The organism is Mucilaginibacter sp. P4_D1 (genome assembly GCF_056401935.1).
Window position 1 is genome coordinate 20,213 of record NZ_JBFUIJ010000036.1, and the last position, 18,363, is coordinate 38,575.

An 18,363-nucleotide genomic window follows, 5' to 3' on the forward strand; every position below is an offset into this window, starting at 1 on the left:
CCTTAAACTGACATACACTATGAATAAAAAAGCTTATATCAAATAACTACTAAACACACTTAAGGCTACCGCCAAAACAGCTAAAAACTTATTTACAAATTTTAAAAGGAGCTATTTTCCTTGACGGCATTGTATTGCCCAAACTTTTTAATAACACAACAATGAAAACTAAAATCAACTATATATTATACACACTCCTGCTTGTAGCTATCAGCTGGAGTGCATCCTTTGCCCAAACCGGCAAAGCGGGTGCCGTTAAAGTATCCGGATCGTTGGTAAACGACCAGGGTAAACCACTTGACTACGCCAGTGTAAGCATTATAAAAGCAACCGACTCTACCGTAGTTAAAGGGGCATTGAGTAATGATAATGGCGTTTACTCTTTTGATAAAATACCAGCCGGTAAATACCTGGTAAAAGCCACCGTTGTAGGTTACGCAAAAGCCATCAGCAAGCCTTTTACCGTTACCGAAGGCTCGGGCGCTATTGAAGTGCCTGTTATAAATATGCAGGCCGGCAATACCACGTTAAAAACGGTTACCGTAACTGCCAGCAAGCCACTTGTTGAACGCAAAATTGACCGCACGGTAATGAATGTAGAAGGCAGCGTACTTGCCGCCGGCAATACCGCTATGGAAATTTTGGCAAGGGCCCCTGGCGTAACTGTTGATAAAGACGATAACATCAGCCTTAAGGGCAAGCAAGGTGTAACCGTAATGATAAATGATAAGCTTACTTATCTTACCCCTGCGCAACTGGCTACGCTATTACGCTCAACTGATGGCAATACCATTAAATCTATCGAAATTATTACCAACCCATCAGCCAAATACGATGCAGCGGGTAATTCGGGCATCATCAACATTAAATTAAAAAAGAATGCCCAGTCGGGTACCAACGGCAGTATTACAGCCGGCGTGGCAAAAGGCAGGTATTGGAGGGATAACAGCAGCCTTAACCTTAACCACAAAGATGGCAACCTGAATGTGTTTGGCACATTTAGCCGCGGCGATAGCAAACGCGCGCACGATTTGATGCTTGACAGGGTGGTAAGTAACGCCCAGGGTGTTACCAACTATTTTAATCAGCAATCATTTATGCCCGATGCCAATCATTATAATAATTACCGCATTGGTGCCGATTATGACCTTACGCCTAAGCATACCATTGGCTTTGTGGTAAGCGGCTATTCAAATACCGAAAACAACCACAACAGCACATCTACTATAATAGGTACCAAATATGGCGTTGCCGATTCATCATTGCGCACCAATTCGGTTTTTGAGCAAGCCTACAAAAACATAGCTGTAAACCTTAACGACAGGCTTAAAATTGATACCAGCGGCCAGGAGCTAAGCTTCGACCTTGACTACTCTAAATTTAACAACGGCAACAACGCCCAATACACTACCGATTATTTTTTAGCCGATGGCAGCACACAGCGCCCATCGCAGTTATTGCGCAATCAAAGCCCATCAACCATCACCATATATACTGCCAAGGTTGATTATGCCAAGCCGCTTACCAAAACCATAAAACTGGAAGCCGGCGCCAAATACAGCAACGTTAAAACTGATAATGATTTAAGGGCCCAGATTGACAGCAGCGGCGTATATATTAACGATAAAGGCCGCAGCAATCACTTTATTTACGATGAGAAAATTGAGGCCGGCTACCTTAACCTGAACAAACAGTTCAAAAAAACCTCGATACAGGTGGGCTTGCGTGCCGAGCACACACAATCAAACGGCAACCTTATTGGCAGCACGCCGGTAAATCGCAGCTACCTTAACTTTTTCCCAAGTGCGTTTATCAACCATACCATCAATGATAAAAACGAAGTAAGCCTGTCATACAGCCGCCGTATTGATAGACCGGGTTATGATGCGCTTAACCCCTTTATATTTTATCTTGACCCATATACTTTTCAAAAAGGTAATGCCTTCCTTAACCCGCAGTACACCCAAAACTTCGAGTTTAACTATACCTACAATAAAACCGTTAATGTTAGCCTTGGCTACAGCCGCACCACCGATGCTATTACCGAGCTGATTTTAACCGAAGGCGAAAAAACATTTCAAACCAATAAAAACCTGCAAACACAAACAGGTTACAATGCTAATATTAACACCCCCTTCACTGTTACCAAATGGTGGGAAGGTAATGTCAATGTAACCGCATTTTACCTCGGCTTTAAATCCGATTCGCTTGCAGGCTTCAACTTTAACGATGGCCAATGGGCGTACCAGGCACGTACAACCCAAACATTTAAGTTTGCCGGCGCCCGTTTAGAGGTGATGGGCGATTACCAATCGAAGTTAACCTATGGTATTTATAAAATAAGGCCGCGTTACTCTGTTGATTTAGGTATCAGCAAATCCTTCTTCGATAAAAAACTGAATGTTAAGGTGGCCTGCGATGATGTGTTTAACATTCGCCGTAATAACTTAAGCAGCAACGAACTTGGCAATAACTTTGATATAAGACAACGAAACGATTCAAGAGTAGGCAGGCTGACCCTCACTTATAACTTTGGCAACAACTCCATTAAAGTACGCCAGCACCGCAGCGGCGCCGACGACGAAAAGGGAAGGGTGAAAGGGAACAATTAGCCAAGCCCCCCAAGCCCCCTGAAGGGGGAGCTTTTGATTAGCTAAAACGCCTGCCTGTTTGAACGGGCAGGCGTTTTAGCTAATATATATAATGATTATGTAGTCGACGCTTGTTTCGCCACCGTTCCAATCAAAAAGCTCCCCCTTCAGGGGGCTTGGGGGGCTCGACTGCGTTTCTTACTGCCCCACCATAAACACGGCGTTGCTAAACAGCAGTTTACCATTTTCCCAGAAACTGCGGAACAGTGGATCGTCTGCCATATATATAACCGAGCCACGGCCCAGGGATTGTACACCAAGCAACAGGCCGTTATTGATTTTCTGTTTGGCTTTAGCACCGGCAAAGCCCGATACATAGCTGTCTTTTTTAATGGTGCCCACATTCCACCCATCGCCATCGCCAAACAGCTCGTATATATCGTCGTTCAGTTTAAGTGAGTAGTAATAGTCTGGCAAACCGAAACCAAGCGGATGGGTATTGTCCAGGTTTAGCTTGAAGATAGCACCCGGAATTTGCTCGCGGATGGCATCACGGTCGCGCTCGCCATAAATTTTAACGGTTTTCTCTTTGTCCTTATCATCCTTTTTATCTTCTTTCTTTTTCAGCAGGATGCCTTTTTTATCAACCAGTGTTGCCACGGCATTATCAATAGCAATTAAACGGCCGCCATCGCGCACCCAGTTTTGCAGCCGCTCGGATGGAAAATCATCGTAGCGTCCGTCCGGAAAAATAGCTACATCAAAATCGGCCAGGCGGGTGCGGGGAATATCCTGGTACCTGATCAGCGTAATAGGGTAGCCCAGTTGGGCTTCAAACAGGTGCCATACCTCGCCCATGGCTTCGGAGTTTACGCCATCGCCGGCAACCAGCATTACTTTAGGCTGGCGGATGTATTTAACGGCATCTGACCCCAGGTCCGATCCTTTATCCACAAAGCCCGACGAAAGCGGTGTAACCTCCTGGTTAAGTTCGGCAGCGGTTTGGGTAACCACCTGGTCAAAATCGGCACGATCATTACCCGCCCGGGTTATTAATAATGAGCCCGGCGCAAAGGTTTTGCCGGCAGCATCGAATGATTTTTCGGCGTAGCGCACTTTTATTTTCTTTTTAAATAAAGCCGCCAGGAATTTTACATCCGCCACCGAAGACCATGATGATACATAGGCATAAGCATGGGTATTCACCAGCGGCTTGGGCGCGGTAATACTCCACTCGGCACTTGCCGGTTTTAATGACTCTTTTACCCCATAAGCCTTCAACCCAAATGCGTACGGGAGCGACCACGCCGTAATATCATACGTATTTGAATCGGGGATAATAGTTTTTGGCTCCAGCAGTACATGCAGCAATACCGCTTTGGGCTGATACGCGTTTACCACCAGGTCATTAGGCCCTACAGCGTAAGCTTCGGTTTTACCATTAATATAATCATACCCAGTTACCGATTTATTGGCCAAACCAAAACCATACTGAATACCGTTGCGGGCAAGCAGTTTGGCCATGGCGTTTATTTTATTGTTGTTATCGTTTTTAATAACATAGGTTTTGTACTCGCCCGGCGGGTTGGCCCGGCTGTTATCATAAAACTTTTTAAACTCATCCTTAAATTTTTGCGCATTGGCCGATGCCGTTTCCACCGTGCTTAAACTGGTGGAGTGGTGGTGCGCCACCCGCTGTACCAACGTAAGCGTATCGCCGCTGCGTGTGGTAACCGCCAGGCCTCCGCTTATCCCGCCCTGCTCATAAGTCATCCCTATCGATCCATTGTATAAAGGATAGGTATCGCCATAAGATGGGTAAAGCAAATCAAATTCGTACTTGGTAAAGTACATCCAGCCGTTTTGGTCAAAGTATTTGGCGTTGTTTTTACCAATCATCACCTGCGCGTCGCGCTGCCATTGGGTAAGGTCCTTATGGTAGGGCTCTGCAGCAGGGGCAAAGTAGTATGGGGCGTTGTAACCCTGTTCGTGGTAATCTACGTGTATTTGCGGCAGCCACTGGTTAAACAAGCCAACCCGGGCCTGGGTTTCTTTTTGCTGCTGCCATGCCCAATCGCGGTTAAGGTCAAAGTAATAATGGTTTACCCTGCCGCCCGGCCATGGTTCGGCATGCTCGCGCGATGTTGGGTAGGCCTCGGGGCCAATGCCGTGTACCGAGTTATAAAAATTAACATACCTGTCGCGTCCGTCCGGGTTTAGGCAAGGGTCAATAACCACCAGCGTGTTTTTAAGCCAGGCCTGGGTTTGGGCGTTTGATGGGTCGACCAAATCATACAAAGTCCACATGGCGGCTTCGCTCGATGCCGGCTCGTTACCATGCACGTTATAGCTTAACCAGGTAATTACGGGTACATTGGCAATAGCAGGTCCGCTTTCTACTCCGGCTACCCGCAGGTTATTATGGCGGATCTCCTCCAACCTGCCAATATTTTCATCCGATGCAATAAACATGGCCAGCAAGGGCCTGCCCTCGTTAGTACTGCCAAATTGCTGCAGCTTCACATTTTTTGAAGCCTGGGCAACATATTTAAAATACTCTACAATGCGGTAGTGCGGGGTAAACTGGGTGCCCAGCTTATAACCCAGGAACTCATCCGGCGATTGTATTTTTTGGGCGAAGGATACCGTTGCCGAAACAACAGCCAATAAAACAACAAGTAGCTTTTTTATCATAAAATTGATACAGATAGTAGTAAAAGCTAAATATGCGAATTTATTTTAAATGTGCAGATATGCAGATTTCAGATGTGCAGATATGCAGATTTCAGATGTGCAGATTGTTACAAAGGCAAAGCCGATTTGAAAATTTGATAATTTGAAGATTTGAAAATGCCAGCCTTCCATAATTCTGGTAATTCTTAAATTCGATAAATTCAGGTTCAGACAAAAAATCTAAAAATTTTAGCAATCTCCCTGATAATTTGTAATTTGCCCCTGAAAAAACAAAATCAATCTGCACATCTGAAATTTGCATATCTGCACATCTATGAATTCTCTCCAGGCTCTGCAAAAATATTTTGGTTATAGCGCTTTCAGGCACCAGCAGGAAGCCATTATCCAGCATATATTAAACGGGCAGGATGTAATGGCGCTAATGCCAACCGGCGGCGGCAAATCATTATGTTACCAGTTGCCCGCGGTATTGCTTAACGGGCTAACCATCGTTATATCGCCGCTTATTGCCTTGATGAAAGACCAGGTAGATAGCCTGAACGTAAGCGGTATCCCGGCGGCTTTCTTAAACTCGGCACAAAACCCCGAGGAGCAGCGCCAACTGGTAGAAAAATTAAGGAACAACCAAATCCGCCTGCTATACCTTGCGCCCGAGCGTTTGTTTGGTGCCGAGAACAAACTGGTTCCGTTTTTAAAAACACTCAATGTAGTACAGATAGCTATCGACGAAGCCCACTGCATCTCGTCATGGGGGCACGATTTCCGCCCCGAATACCTGATGCTGGCCCAGTTGAAAACCGAGTTCCCGAATGTCCCTGTCATCGCCCTTACCGCCACTGCCGATAAGCTTACACAAAAGGATATCCTCGAGAAACTCAATCTTAACAAGCCCAAAGTATTTGTATCATCATTTAACCGCGAAAATATTACCTACCGGGTTATCCCCAAAAAAAACAGCTTTCAGCAACTGGTTAACTTTTTAAACGAGCGGAAGGACGAATCGGGCATTATCTACTGCCTCTCCCGTAAATCCACTGAAGATTTGGCCGACGACCTGAAAGCCGCCGGCTTTTCTGCCGAAGCCTACAACGCCGGCCTCGGCAACGAAACCAAAGTACGCAACCAGGAAGCCTTTTTGCGCGATGAAGTGAAGATCATCGTGGCAACCATCGCCTTTGGCATGGGCATCAATAAATCAAACGTGCGCTACGTGGTGCATATCGATCTTCCTAAAAACATCGAGGGCTATTACCAGGAAACCGGCCGTGCCGGGCGCGATGGGCTGGCATCCGAGGCATTGCTATTGTATTCGCCGGGTGATGCGGGTAAGCTACAGCATTTTGCACGCATAGAGGGCAACGAGGCCCAAAGCCGCATTATGCTGAATAAGCTGAACGATATGGTGCGCTACTGCCAGCTGCAAAGCTGCCGCCGCCAGTACTTGATGAACTATTTCGACGAAGCCTTCCCGCCCAATTGCGGCTCATGCGATGTGTGCCTTACCGAGTTTAAACGCTTTGACGGTACGCTGATAGCCCAAAAAGCCCTCTCGGCCGTGGCCCGGCTCAACGAGCGTTTCGGCATTAACTATGTGATTGATTTTTTACGAGGATCGAAATCCGAGAAGATCCGCGACGAACATAAACACCTTAAAACCTATGGTATCGGTGCCGATATCAGCAAGCCCGACTGGCAGCGCTACATTCGCGAGCTGCTTACCATGGGCTACCTGCAAATGGGCGGCGACGAATACCCCATTGTAAAACTAACCGACCAAAGTGCCGCCGTGCTCAAAGGCTTGCAAAAGGTTGAGTTTATTGAAAGCGAAACCGTTGAAGAAACCCACACCCACGTACAGGCGCCACCGCACGAAGCCGAACTGCTAAGCCGCATTAAACGCGTACGTAACGATATTGCCCAACATGAAAACGTGCCGGCCTACATCATCGTATCCGATGCTACCCTGGTAGAGATGGCCACCTATCTGCCGCAAAGCCTCGACGAGCTGCGCCTGATCTCGGGCTTTGGCGATGTAAAACTGGCCCGCTACGGCCGCGAGCTGCTGCAGCCCGTGAAAGATTACGCCAAAGAAAAAGGCCTCGTATCAAAAATTGCCTATAAATCGCCCAAGAAAGAACGCAAGGCAGCGTCCGTCCGTCCGGCACAGCCCATTAAGGCCCGCAAAACAAACGATACCCGTACCGAGTCGCTCCGGCTTTACCAAACCGGCAAAACCGTGGCCGAAATTGCCACCGAGCGCAGCCTCTCGCCCATGACCATCGAAAGCCACCTCGGCTTTTTTGTACAATCGGGCCAGCTGGAGGTAGAAGCCCTGGTACCCGCCCAAAAAATCCCCGCCATTAAAGATGCCGTTGAAAGCTACGGCTCCCAAATGCTCTCGCCCCTGAAACAAATCCTCGGCGATAATTACAGTTACGGCGAAATTAAAGCGGTAATTAGCTGGATGAACAGGGGGAATGTGTAGGTAAAAAAAATGTCATTTCGAACGAGGTACGAGGAGAAACTACCTCCTCCGCGCAATCCACTGCCGGTTCGTTCGAAATGACAACAGGTTATTGATAAGGAAATAACACTTTATTAACGTATACATTTCGTAACTATCATTCAAAAGGGGCTTTTTATTACCTTTACCCCATCAAAGCGTAACGCATCACGTATGATTACTACCCAGCAACTTTACCAGCTATACCTGCAGCACCCTGTTATCAGTACCGATACCCGCAAAATAGCGGCCGGCAGCCTGTTTTTTGCCCTTAAAGGCGATAAATTTGATGCCAATACCTTTGCCCAACAGGCCATTGCGGCAGGCGCAGCCTACGCCGTAATTGATAACCCCGCGTACCAACTGGGCGACGAGTATTTGCTGGTGGCCGATGTGCTTACCGCCCTGCAGGATCTGGCCCGCCACCACCGCGGCCAGTTAAGCATCCCCGTTATTGGCCTTACTGGCACCAACGGTAAAACCACCACTAAAGAGCTTATCAACGCTGTACTATCCCAACACTTTAAAACCCAGGCCACCCAGGGCAATTTAAACAACCATATAGGCGTACCCCTCAGCATTTTAACCATCGATGCCAGCCACCAGATGGCCGTTATCGAAATGGGGGCCAATCACCAAAAAGAAATCGAACTGCTTTGTACCATCGCCCAGCCATCGCACGGTTTAATAACCAACGTAGGCAAAGCGCACCTGGAAGGCTTTGGCGGGGTTGAGGGCGTGAAGAAAGGCAAAGGGGAGTTGTATGATTATTTAAAAAAAACCAATGGCATTCTTTTTATAAATACAGATAGTTCTGATTTGATAAAAATGCAACTCGATCGTGGTTTAGGAGCCTATGACTACGGCACCGATCCGGTCATTAATTACGTACACGGTCAGTTGACAGAGAATTCTCCGTACCTTTCGTTATACTGGGCTAAACACCATGAGAAAAAACAGTTTATTAAAACCCAGCTCACCGGTGCCTACAACCTGCATAATATTTTGGCGGCCATTGCCATAGGCAGCTATTTTAATATCCCTGCCGCGCAAATAAACGCCGGTATCGAGGGCTATCTGCCTAAAAACAACCGGTCGCAAATTGTGAAAACGGAAAGCAATACCCTTATTTGCGATTACTACAACGCCAACCCCAGCAGCATGTTTGTAGCCATCGAAAACATTGGCAAACTGCAGGCCCCACGCAAAGTACTCATCCTGGGCGACATGTTCGAGATGGGCCCCGAGTCGGCGGCCGAGCATGCCTCCGTGATCCAAAAGGCGCTGGACACCCCGGTTGACGAACGCATTTTTATCGGGAAAGATTTTTTAAGTCAGCAGTCATTAGTCCAAAGTCAGCAGTCAGCAGCAACATTTTACGCCACTGCCGAAGATGCCATTGCTGCGTTAAAGGCCAGCCCCATCACCCATTCAACCATCCTCATCAAAGGATCGCGGGGGATGGCCCTGGAGCGGCTGGTGGAGTTGTTTTAACGAGGGGGGGATCATCATATTTGAAAGTACAATAACCTTTCAAAAAAAGGGCTGTCATGGTGAGCCTGTCGAACCATAGCGGGCAAAGGCCTCTCCGCGCGACCCTTCGACAGGCTCAGGGTGACAGGCCTACGCACTTCGAAAGTAAAAACAACAGTCATCCTGAATTGTAAAAGTTTCGCGAATGACCTCGTAAAAAGGGCTGTCATGGTGAGCCTGTCGAACCATAGCGGGCAAAGGCCTCTCCGCACGACCCTTCGACAGGCTCAGGGTGACAGGCCTACGCACCTCGAAAGTAAAACAACTATCATCCTGAATCTATCCCAACAATGCAATAGCAATCCCCTCCCCCAAAAATCTTAATACTTGATACTAACTACTTACTACTAAAAGAGCGTTCGCCGCTGGTAGAAGCGTCGCCGGGCTTTCCATTCATACGCCTGCAAGGCCTTATTCACAGGCCGGTATCCATTTCAATCCCTAACGCGAAACCGCCACGTAAAACAAATAACAGTATCAAATTAAAAACCGCTGATTGCAGCTTACCCCCTAAAAGCGTCCGTCCGCACAGAGGTACCACACCCCGGCGGACGGCTACCAGCCTATTACATCACCAATATCTACCCCGTTTTGGCGGTCATGGGCGGTGGCCATGTTTTCTAACACGTTTGATACCGAGAAAAGCGTACCAGTAATGGCTTTTTGCAGCTGTACGGCTTTTGCCGTCCATTTGGCATAAGCGTTAACATCCGGAAAAAGCATTACGCTACGGCCCTGTAATACAGCGCATTTGGCAACGCTTAAGCCCTCCAGGCTGCCACTGGCCAGCCAAATAAACTGCGGCATAAGGGCGCTGGCTATAATGGCGGTTTTCTCACTCTCTACAATGGCAACCGGCATACCGGGGTTGGCTGCAAGCAAATGTTCGCCAAAAAAGCATTGCTTCAGTTCAAAATATTCGGGCTGGCCAAGTGCTTGCAGTTGTTTGGCAATTACCGTGTGCGCCCAGGTAATGTGGTTAAATGGCGTTTTAACCCGCTTGCCTGTATCGGCATTGTACAGCATTATTTTGCCGGTGCGTACCCAGTTATCCTTATCGTACTGCCAAAATACCGTAGCACCCGGCCAGTGCCCATGTGTGCCAATGTGATAACGCTTTATCAGCTGCTGGGTGGTTTCCCTGCCAAGGCGAATTATAAGGTACTGCACAAAGTTGTTTTGCTTATAAGCGGTAAGGGTTAGGCGTACATAATCGGGGTTAATGAAGTAGTCGGCTTCAGTTTGCAGTTTCCGGTTAGCAGCTGGCAGTTGGCCTAAGCTTTTTTTTGAACTGCCTGCAAACTGCCCGCTGCCTGCTGCAAACTGATTCTCCGCAAACTGCCCACCCGGCTTAACGTGATACCCGCATTTATCAACCCGGCCGCAGCGGCCTATGTGCGGGGGTAGTTGCTGGCCTGTTTGGGTATCAATATAGCGCACAAAGCTTTTAGTGTGATGATTGCAGCCGGGGCAACGGTAGCGCGATTGCGTGCCCGCGTAAGGTTGTAATTGGTATTTCATTGGTTGGTTCATTGGTTCACTGGTTCATTAGTTCATTGGTGGAAGGGCGGGTAAATGGGGTTCATAGCCCAATTTGTCATTGCGAGTATCCACCAGCCTATGCTTGAAAAAACAGTAATGACATAATTGTAAACGGGGATTTTGTAGAGACGCAACATTTTGCGTCTCCCGCATGCAAATCACACATGCAAATTGAGCCTGTAAATTTTGAATGTCCTGGGGGGGGAGACGCAACATTTTGCGTCTCCCGCATGCAAATCACACATGCAAATTGAGCCTGTAAATTTTGAATGTCCTGGGGGGGAGACGCAAAGTATTGCGTCTCTACATTAAAAAAAACAACTCTGATAATCAATAACTTACAATTATGTCATTATAAGGTACGAAGCAATCCCGTGGCCATGCAAGGCGGCCATGCAGGGCCACTGGGTTGCCGCGCTGCGCTCGCAATGACATAGTTTTTTGCAGGGTAAATTCCCGATGGTGTTTTTGTCTTGATTCGAGACTCTTGGTTCTTGATTGTTAACGCTAAGTGTTCTGTCCGTCCGTCCGGGAGTGTCTCACACCCCGGTGCGGACGGACAGAACAATCGATTAGCAGTAGCTTGTGCTTTTTTGTCTTGATTCCTGACTCTATTTCCCCTGCGCTATCTTCAGCAGCCTATCTGCCTTTTGGTGCGATATGCCCATCTCTTTGCCAATATCGCGTAAGCTATAGCCCTGTTCTTTGTAGCTTAACGCCAGTTCGGCAAGCCTATTTTGTTTGCCATCGTTGGGTTTGGTAAGCTGCTCCCACTCTTTGCCGTAGGCTACAAACTCGTACTGTAAAAAGTTGTGGGGCTTGGTTATCTGGCACAGGCAAACGTTGGCCTCGCCATAAACCTGCTCGGTATTGCGCTGTTTAATTTGTTTCAGGTAGCGCAGGTTAACGTCGGCTTTGCTTTCGCCAATGGTAAAGGCACTGTCGCAAAAGTTCATGAGCATTTTACTGCCCTGCAAATCGTTGCGGGTAATGGCTTGGGTAAGGTCGCGTTTGGGGGTGTGGGCAAGTACCAGTATGCTCAGGTCGTACTTGTTTTTAAGGCTTTTCAATTGCTTCATCAGTGGCGATGCATCCTGCGCTTTTTCGGTTTCGCTGCGCAGGTAGGTAAGGTTATCAATAATTAAAACCCTTGCCCCCGTTTGCAGTACCGACCGTTCTAAAGAGTAAATGAGGTAACTGTCAAAATCCTCAAAACCCTCGGGCAAATCAATATCTGGGTTAAGCTCGGCCCGGTAAAAGTTGCTGTTAAACTGGTAATGCTCGGCATAATCGGCACTGTAGCGGGCTTCAAACTGCTTATCTGTAAGCTCAAAATCGCAGTATAAAACGGGTTGGGCAGCTGCCTCTACCTCAAAAGGCGTATCGCCGGTACCCCGGCTTATGCCATCGGCAATTTGTACGGCTACAATGCTTTTGCCCAGGTTGCTATCGGCAAATAAAATGCACACCTCGCCCTGGTGCCAAAATTTGCCGAAAAGCATTAAAGGCACCGGCCTGCTGCTGGCCTGCTCCATCCAATGGTTTACACGGCGCACCATTAATACATCGTCGTTATTCTCGGGCAATTGCTGCTGTTGCAATTGCTGCAAACTCTCCTGCGCCAGCAAGGCCGCGTTAATTTGCATACTGTTTTGGTTGTTCATTAGTTCGTGGTTCATTTTTTAGTTCATTTTTTTGTTCATTGGTTCACTGGTTCATTAGTTCATTGGTGGTTGGCGGGGTAATTTGCCTGTAGTCCCTGCTTGTCATCCTGAGGTATAAAATTCGCGGATGCTGAAGGGGAACGACATCATAAAATGGGCTGTCATGCTGAGCCTGTCGAAGCATAGCGGGCAAAGGCCTCTCCGCGCGCCCCTTCGACTGACTCAGGGTGACAGGCCGACGCACCTCGAAAAGAAAACATAGATAGGTACGAAGGACAGTTTTTTATTTTTCACTATCATTTCACCACTCACCCAATCAACCAAAAATCCCGACCGGGATTTTTTTAAAATACTTCTCCTTTAGCCTATTATTTAAGTAAAGGGCTTTGGCTACCCCCTCATCGGGGATACGGCCTGTAGGGCGATGGTTGTTTGGGTGTCCGTCCGGCTGGGTGTCCTGGTACAGTTGCGGACAAAAGCGGACAGACGATGTTTTAAGAGCTTTCGGGCTGACTCACCCGTGGAGATTTATATTCACCACAATAATACAAATAATTCTTTAAAATAAAGAATATTCTTTAAAAAAGATGGTTTTGTCCGGAAGTGTCCGGGGGATGGTGGGGATGGGGGAGCGGACGGACGGGGGGGGGTGGGTATTTTTTTAAAATCGATACAAATATTCTTTAATGTGGGCTAAGAATTGTAATTAATCCTCGTAAAGACGAATGAAGCGTTTAATAACTGCACGAATTAGAACTATTTAACATTTTTGGCATTATCTTTAAAATCGTTGATTACTTCCAAAATAATTTTGTCATATATTTCTTTTGATATGCCATATGATAAAATAAAATCCATATCCCTATCAATTCTTATCATAAATTCGTCGATATCTGAAAACCCCGCAATACATTTTTTGTAATATTCGATAGCTTTGTTAATATTACCGTCAAATAATTCTAAATGCCCCAAATTACCATAAGTTGTAGGTGTATTTTCTTTTACTACAGCTAATTCGAGATTCTTTCTTGCTAACTCGTGATCAATGTGACTTACCAAATAGAGTCTTCCCAAAACAACCTTGGTAATTATATCTTTCGGTTTCAATTTTTGAAGTTCTTGGCCATACCTCAATGCCTCCTGAAAGTCCTTTTTCAAAGAACAGTTTTCAGTAAGCGCGACTAGAGCGCCTTCCATTTCATCAGGTGAAGCAACTTCCAATGCTCTTTTCATATAAATTACGGCATCATCAAACTTATTTAAGTTGGTAAAAGCGTCTCCCAATACTGATAATATATTGAAATCCTTTCCGTGGCTACTTAACCAAGGCTGAAGAATCTCAATAACTTTATTATGGTTATTCATTTTTTGATAATACCGGCATTCTAATAACGCCACCGCCTTCTTTTTTGGGAATTTCTCTTTAGCAATCTCGATTTGTTCGAGGGCATTTTCAAATTTCTTTAAACTAAAATAACACTTAATTAAATTGATGATATCACTAGATTCTACTGTTCCAGTTTGGATGTTGGTTTTTAAATGCTCAATCGCTGAATAATAATCGGGCGTTTTTAAATTTACGTAACAAATCGCAATGTGAGAGTTAGCCCACTTGTTTCCTGGTTCTATTTTAAGCAATTGACTTAGCTCAGTTATGGCTTCTCTGAACTCTTTTTCTTCCATGTGCAAACTTGCACCTAATTCTAACTCATTAATCTTATTTAAAATGATCCCCTTAAGTTTTGACCGAGTGATTGTTAATTGATTCGAAAAAAGGTCGGAGATTTTTGCTTGCGGATAATAGCTGAAAAAATTATAGTATTCACAAATCAAATTTTGAAACGGTTTTAAATTTGTAGATATCGACAAATAATCCACCATGATTTTTTTCTCATTATTTTTCAGGTCCCTTTTTTCTACTGTGTTGTTCGACAAACCTATACTTAATGCATATTTATGTGAATCCAAAAAAGGAAAGAGATTCAAATAATTTACGAACTCATCCAAATCTAATTGAGATTCGCTATTTTGAATTGCATCCTCGAGTACTTGATTTCCCTCATAAAACGGCATAAAACAATTTAATGGATTGTCAAAAAACGACGTTTTAAACATTTCTGCGTCAATTAGACTTTTAGAATAAAGTTTGTTTCTTAAAATAAGTTCTATGTTTCCCAAGCTACTTTGAACGCTATCTATTTCTTGTAATGTTTGCAAGCGAATTTTTAAATCATTAAACCTACTCCATTTGTTTTGATGATATGTTAATGATAGTACTATACCTACTAAAGCGCTTTCCCAAACGTCATCTTCAAAATCCGTTAAAAAATCAATTAATAAATTAACTTTTTTCGGGTCAAATGTTCTAAAATTTAATAKAGATAACGTTATAGAATTAACAATGACTTTTCTTTCATACCAAGGATGGGCAACTTTTCTATCTCGAATTTTCTGTATATCTTGAATAGTAATAGAGTCCAATTTTTCTGATGCGTAAACCTTCTCAAATAATATAGAGGCTAAATTATTTTTTAAAGATGGAATGTTTTGAAGTTTGTTATCTAAACTGCCAAAAATTTCTTCAAAGATTTTATTCCTTAGATTCTGAACCTGCACAATTTCTTCTTTTGAGCTTGTATGGTCAAGTTTTGTCACCTCCTCACTTATCAGCCTGACTGCTTCTGTTAGAATTTTTATACCCTCAGTTTCATTACTATTATTACTGACCGAAGTAGGAACAATATCGATATGTTGATTTTCTAATTTTTTCCTCCTCTGTTTAATATCTTGAATTGTTGCTTTAAGTCGTTGCGTTATATCATTAAAAGCGGCGTCAACGTCTTCCCATTGTTTTATTGGTTTTCCATTTTTCGGAAGACCCTCTAATTTTTTGAATGGACTACTTACATGTTTCCAATCACACTCTCTTAAAATAACGGGTATAACAACCGCTTGCCCATTATCATGCATTTCCATAGCTTTTTTTACTTCTATATCGTAACAATAACTTGAAGCAAGGAAATCTATACTAACTAATAACAAAATTATGTCTGAATTTTCTAACTCTTTATCGATTTCACTATCTATTTCTTGTCCCGGCAGTATTTTCCTAAAATGCCATTCTTGCAAATCATCAAATCGCTTGAGCATTGCAAGAGCTTTTTCTAAGTCATCTCTGTAAGATTCATCTTTTTGTGAATAAKAATAAAAAAGTTTGATCGCACTCATTTTTAATTAGGTTGTTATTACAATGATAATATATTATTAATAATTATTACCATGTTCATTGCTGAAGTGAGTGGTAGAAACATATAAAGTCCATTTATTGACATCTTATTTCAATCCGCGGTAACTATAATAATTGTACCTCCCGCTACCACAGTCCAACCCCCCCCTTGGCGCAAGTGTTGTGCGGCTGCATGCGGGAAGATCACTTGTGATTTTAGGAAGCCATTCAAATCGAGAACACAGGTCAGCTACTGCACCTGCCCCGGCACAAGACCTGCGCTAAAGAATGTGGTTACTCATGCTAAGTATACGCCATGCATAACCCATAACATATTCGGTTTTATACAAACATTGGCTTTGAACGCTGGCTACGACTCACCCCGGCTACGCTTCGCTGGCCGACCCTCTCTCCGGCTTACGCCGCAAAGAGGGTGCAGCTCATTATTTATTTTTTCGCCCCTCTATGCGACGCAGTCGGAGAGAGCGGCAGACGCCCCGATAGTTATCGGGGTCGTCGGGTTGAGTCGACTCGCCGACACGCGATATACGTCATTCCTTATTTAACATCCGGATTTTATCACCCGCAATGACATAATGGAGATAGGCACCCATTACCCCCCCCCTTGGCGCAAGTGTTGTGCGGCTGCATGCGGGAAGATCACTTGTGATTTGAGGAAGCCATTCAAATCGAGAACACAGGTCAGCTACTGCACCTGCCCCGGCACAAGACCTGCGCTAAAGAATGTGGTTACTCATGCTAAGTATACGCCATGCATAACCCATAACATATTCGGTTTTATACAAACATTGGCTTTGAACGCTGGCTACGACTCACCCCGGCTACGCTTCGCTGGCCGACCCTCTCTCCGGCTTACGCCGCAAAGAGGGTGAAGCCCAATTTTTGTTTTGCGCCCCTCTATGCGACGCAGTTGGAGAGAGGGGCAGACGCCCCGATAGTTATCGGGGTCGTCGGGGTGAGTTGACTCGCCGACAGGCGATATACGTCATTCCTTATTTAACATCCGGATTTTATCACTCGCAATGACATAATGGAGATAGACACCCATTAAAACTCTGTCCGCCCACCCAACCACACACCAACACAACCGGACGGACGGACACCTTATAACGTAAAAAGGCCGCATTAACCGCGGCCTTTGCTGTTTATGCTAATTGCAATTGGGGTTGTTTAAGGGTTTGGCAAATGCTGATGATTTGCGCCAGTACTTCGGCGGGGGCGTCGGGGTTGTCGGGGTTTTTAAAAGCAATGTCGGGCAGGGTTAAAAAGAAGCCTTTATCTACCCGGCAATGGTAGCTTACGGGCTGTTTGGTGCGTTGGGTGCGCAGCAGGGTATTGGCGCCGCTATGGTTCAGGATGGCCTTAAAATAAACGTCTACCGTATGGGCAAGGGGGCTGGCTATGGGGTGGTGCTGCACGTTGGTACCGTGTTGTATTACATAGTTAATTTTTGCCGGGCGGGTGCTTAGCACATCTATCAGTTTGCCGTAACCAAACTCGGGTATGTACTCCATGGGCTGGCAAATGGGCTCTTCATCAAGCAGTAACACCAGCGTGCCGCCGTAGTGGTAAAAATCTTTTAAATCCTGCTGCCGTTTGGTTAAAAAGGCCAGCGCGCGGTTAGGGTCGGCATCCATGTCTTCCAGTAAAAAACCGGCGCTTTCGTGTATTTCGGCGGCGCTTACTACAATAAAGTCGTAATCTAACAGGTAGTCGTCGCAGCCAAAGTTAATTTCGGTACCTATACCGTTTAAACTGCTTACGCCCATGTGGGCTAATTTAAGTGTGCTCATGTGTATAAAAATTTAATTGTTTGTTGCTTGTTGTTTGATTTTGGCGTACCGGCCATGCCTGCGTACTAAGCCCGAAGATTGGGGCAAAAAAAGGTGGTGCATTATTTACCAACACACACTACAAATATACTAATATTTTTAGCAATTTTGCAATATGGCACACGATAATAGTTATAACCAAAAGCAGGAAAATTACCAGCGCCAGCGCGACCGCGCCGCCCTGGAAGAGCGTAAAAAGCTACAAGACCCGCAAATGCGTAAAAACTACCATGAGTTTGCCCAACATGCCAAAACCATGCGCCTTTGGATTTTTGACCGTGTGGCCAAAGTGTGGTACACCCCCGAGGAGTTTATTGAAAAAGACAAAAACGAATATATTGAGTACGAAAAGCTGCTGTTTAACATTGACCTGCGCGACCCCCTTGAAGCCCTGCAAAAAGGCCAGCAAAAAATAGCCGACTTTACCGGCCGCATTATTGCATACAAAAAAAAGGGGAACAGGTAACTTTTAAACTGAAAAATGGCATACAGGCGCATAAGTTGAGTGCCTGCGCATGTCCGTGTAAGTGGTGGCATCCCTTGCGGACGGACGGATTTTAATTCAAAAGGGGAAATGATTTGCGGGGTTACCGATGCCGTCGAGGTAGGGGCTTTCGCGTTTATTAACATGGCGTATAGTCGCTTGCAGAAACCCCTCCCTGCCTTTGCGCTCGTTTTCCGGCACACCCCTCCCGCGGGGCTACTGTGTGTACACGTCTTTTGGAAACTTATCAATAAATAGAAAAATGTCATTTCG

At 45.5% G+C, this 18,363-nt stretch carries 9 protein-coding genes; 4 read left to right on the plus strand and 5 right to left on the minus strand.

Annotation, left to right across the window (positions count from 1 at the left end; all coding sequences use genetic code 11):
- Positions 1-161 precede the first annotated feature (161 nt).
- Positions 162-2,612 carry a TonB-dependent receptor domain-containing protein gene (locus AC1DV1_RS23285; protein ID WP_477364232.1) on the plus strand — a complete coding sequence of 817 codons (2,451 nt, stop codon included), beginning with the start codon at positions 162-164 and terminating at the stop codon, positions 2,610-2,612.
- Between the two features lie 177 nt (positions 2,613-2,789).
- Here AC1DV1_RS23285 and AC1DV1_RS23290 read toward each other — a convergent pair whose 3' ends face one another.
- Entirely contained in the window at positions 2,790-5,285 is a 2,496-nt protein-coding gene (locus tag AC1DV1_RS23290) for a M14 family metallopeptidase (protein WP_477364236.1), read from the minus strand.
- 313 nt (positions 5,286-5,598) lie between these two features.
- Here AC1DV1_RS23290 and recQ point away from each other — a divergent pair, with 313 nt between their 5' ends.
- Both recQ and AC1DV1_RS23300 read left to right on the plus strand, forming a co-directional pair.
- Positions 5,599-7,770: a DNA helicase RecQ gene (gene recQ / locus AC1DV1_RS23295; protein ID WP_477364238.1), complete on the plus strand. Its 2,172-nt coding sequence runs from the start codon at positions 5,599-5,601 to the stop codon at positions 7,768-7,770.
- 192 nt (positions 7,771-7,962) lie between these two features.
- Entirely contained in the window at positions 7,963-9,282 is a 1,320-nt protein-coding gene (locus tag AC1DV1_RS23300) for a UDP-N-acetylmuramoyl-tripeptide--D-alanyl-D-alanine ligase (protein WP_477364242.1), read from the plus strand.
- 594 nt (positions 9,283-9,876) lie between these two features.
- On the opposite strand, the gene AC1DV1_RS23305 is transcribed toward AC1DV1_RS23300, so the two are convergent.
- The 4 genes from AC1DV1_RS23305 to AC1DV1_RS23320 all read right to left on the minus strand — a co-directional run bounded on the left by AC1DV1_RS23305 (position 9,877) and on the right by AC1DV1_RS23320 (position 17,567).
- The gene (locus AC1DV1_RS23305; protein WP_477364245.1) at positions 9,877-10,842 is read right to left on the minus strand and encodes a DUF6371 domain-containing protein; all 966 of its coding nucleotides are present in this window, start codon (positions 10,840-10,842) and stop codon (positions 9,877-9,879) included.
- Between the two features lie 632 nt (positions 10,843-11,474).
- Positions 11,475-12,542: an AAA family ATPase gene (locus tag AC1DV1_RS23310; RefSeq protein ID WP_477364249.1), complete on the minus strand. Its 1,068-nt coding sequence runs from the start codon at positions 12,540-12,542 to the stop codon at positions 11,475-11,477.
- Positions 12,543-13,283: 741 nt separating this feature from the next.
- Positions 13,284-15,755 (minus strand): TIR domain-containing protein, encoded by a 2,472-nt coding sequence (locus AC1DV1_RS23315; protein ID WP_477364252.1) that lies wholly within the window; start codon positions 15,753-15,755, stop codon positions 13,284-13,286.
- 1,164 nt (positions 15,756-16,919) lie between these two features.
- Positions 16,920-17,567, minus strand: coding sequence for a hypothetical protein (locus AC1DV1_RS23320; protein WP_477364255.1), 648 nt, complete (start codon positions 17,565-17,567; stop codon positions 16,920-16,922).
- A gap of 154 nt (positions 17,568-17,721) precedes the next feature.
- Here AC1DV1_RS23320 and AC1DV1_RS23325 point away from each other — a divergent pair, with 154 nt between their 5' ends.
- Positions 17,722-18,072, plus strand: a complete 351-nt coding sequence (locus AC1DV1_RS23325; protein WP_477364258.1) for a hypothetical protein — start codon at positions 17,722-17,724, stop codon at positions 18,070-18,072.
- Positions 18,073-18,363 lie beyond the last annotated feature (291 nt).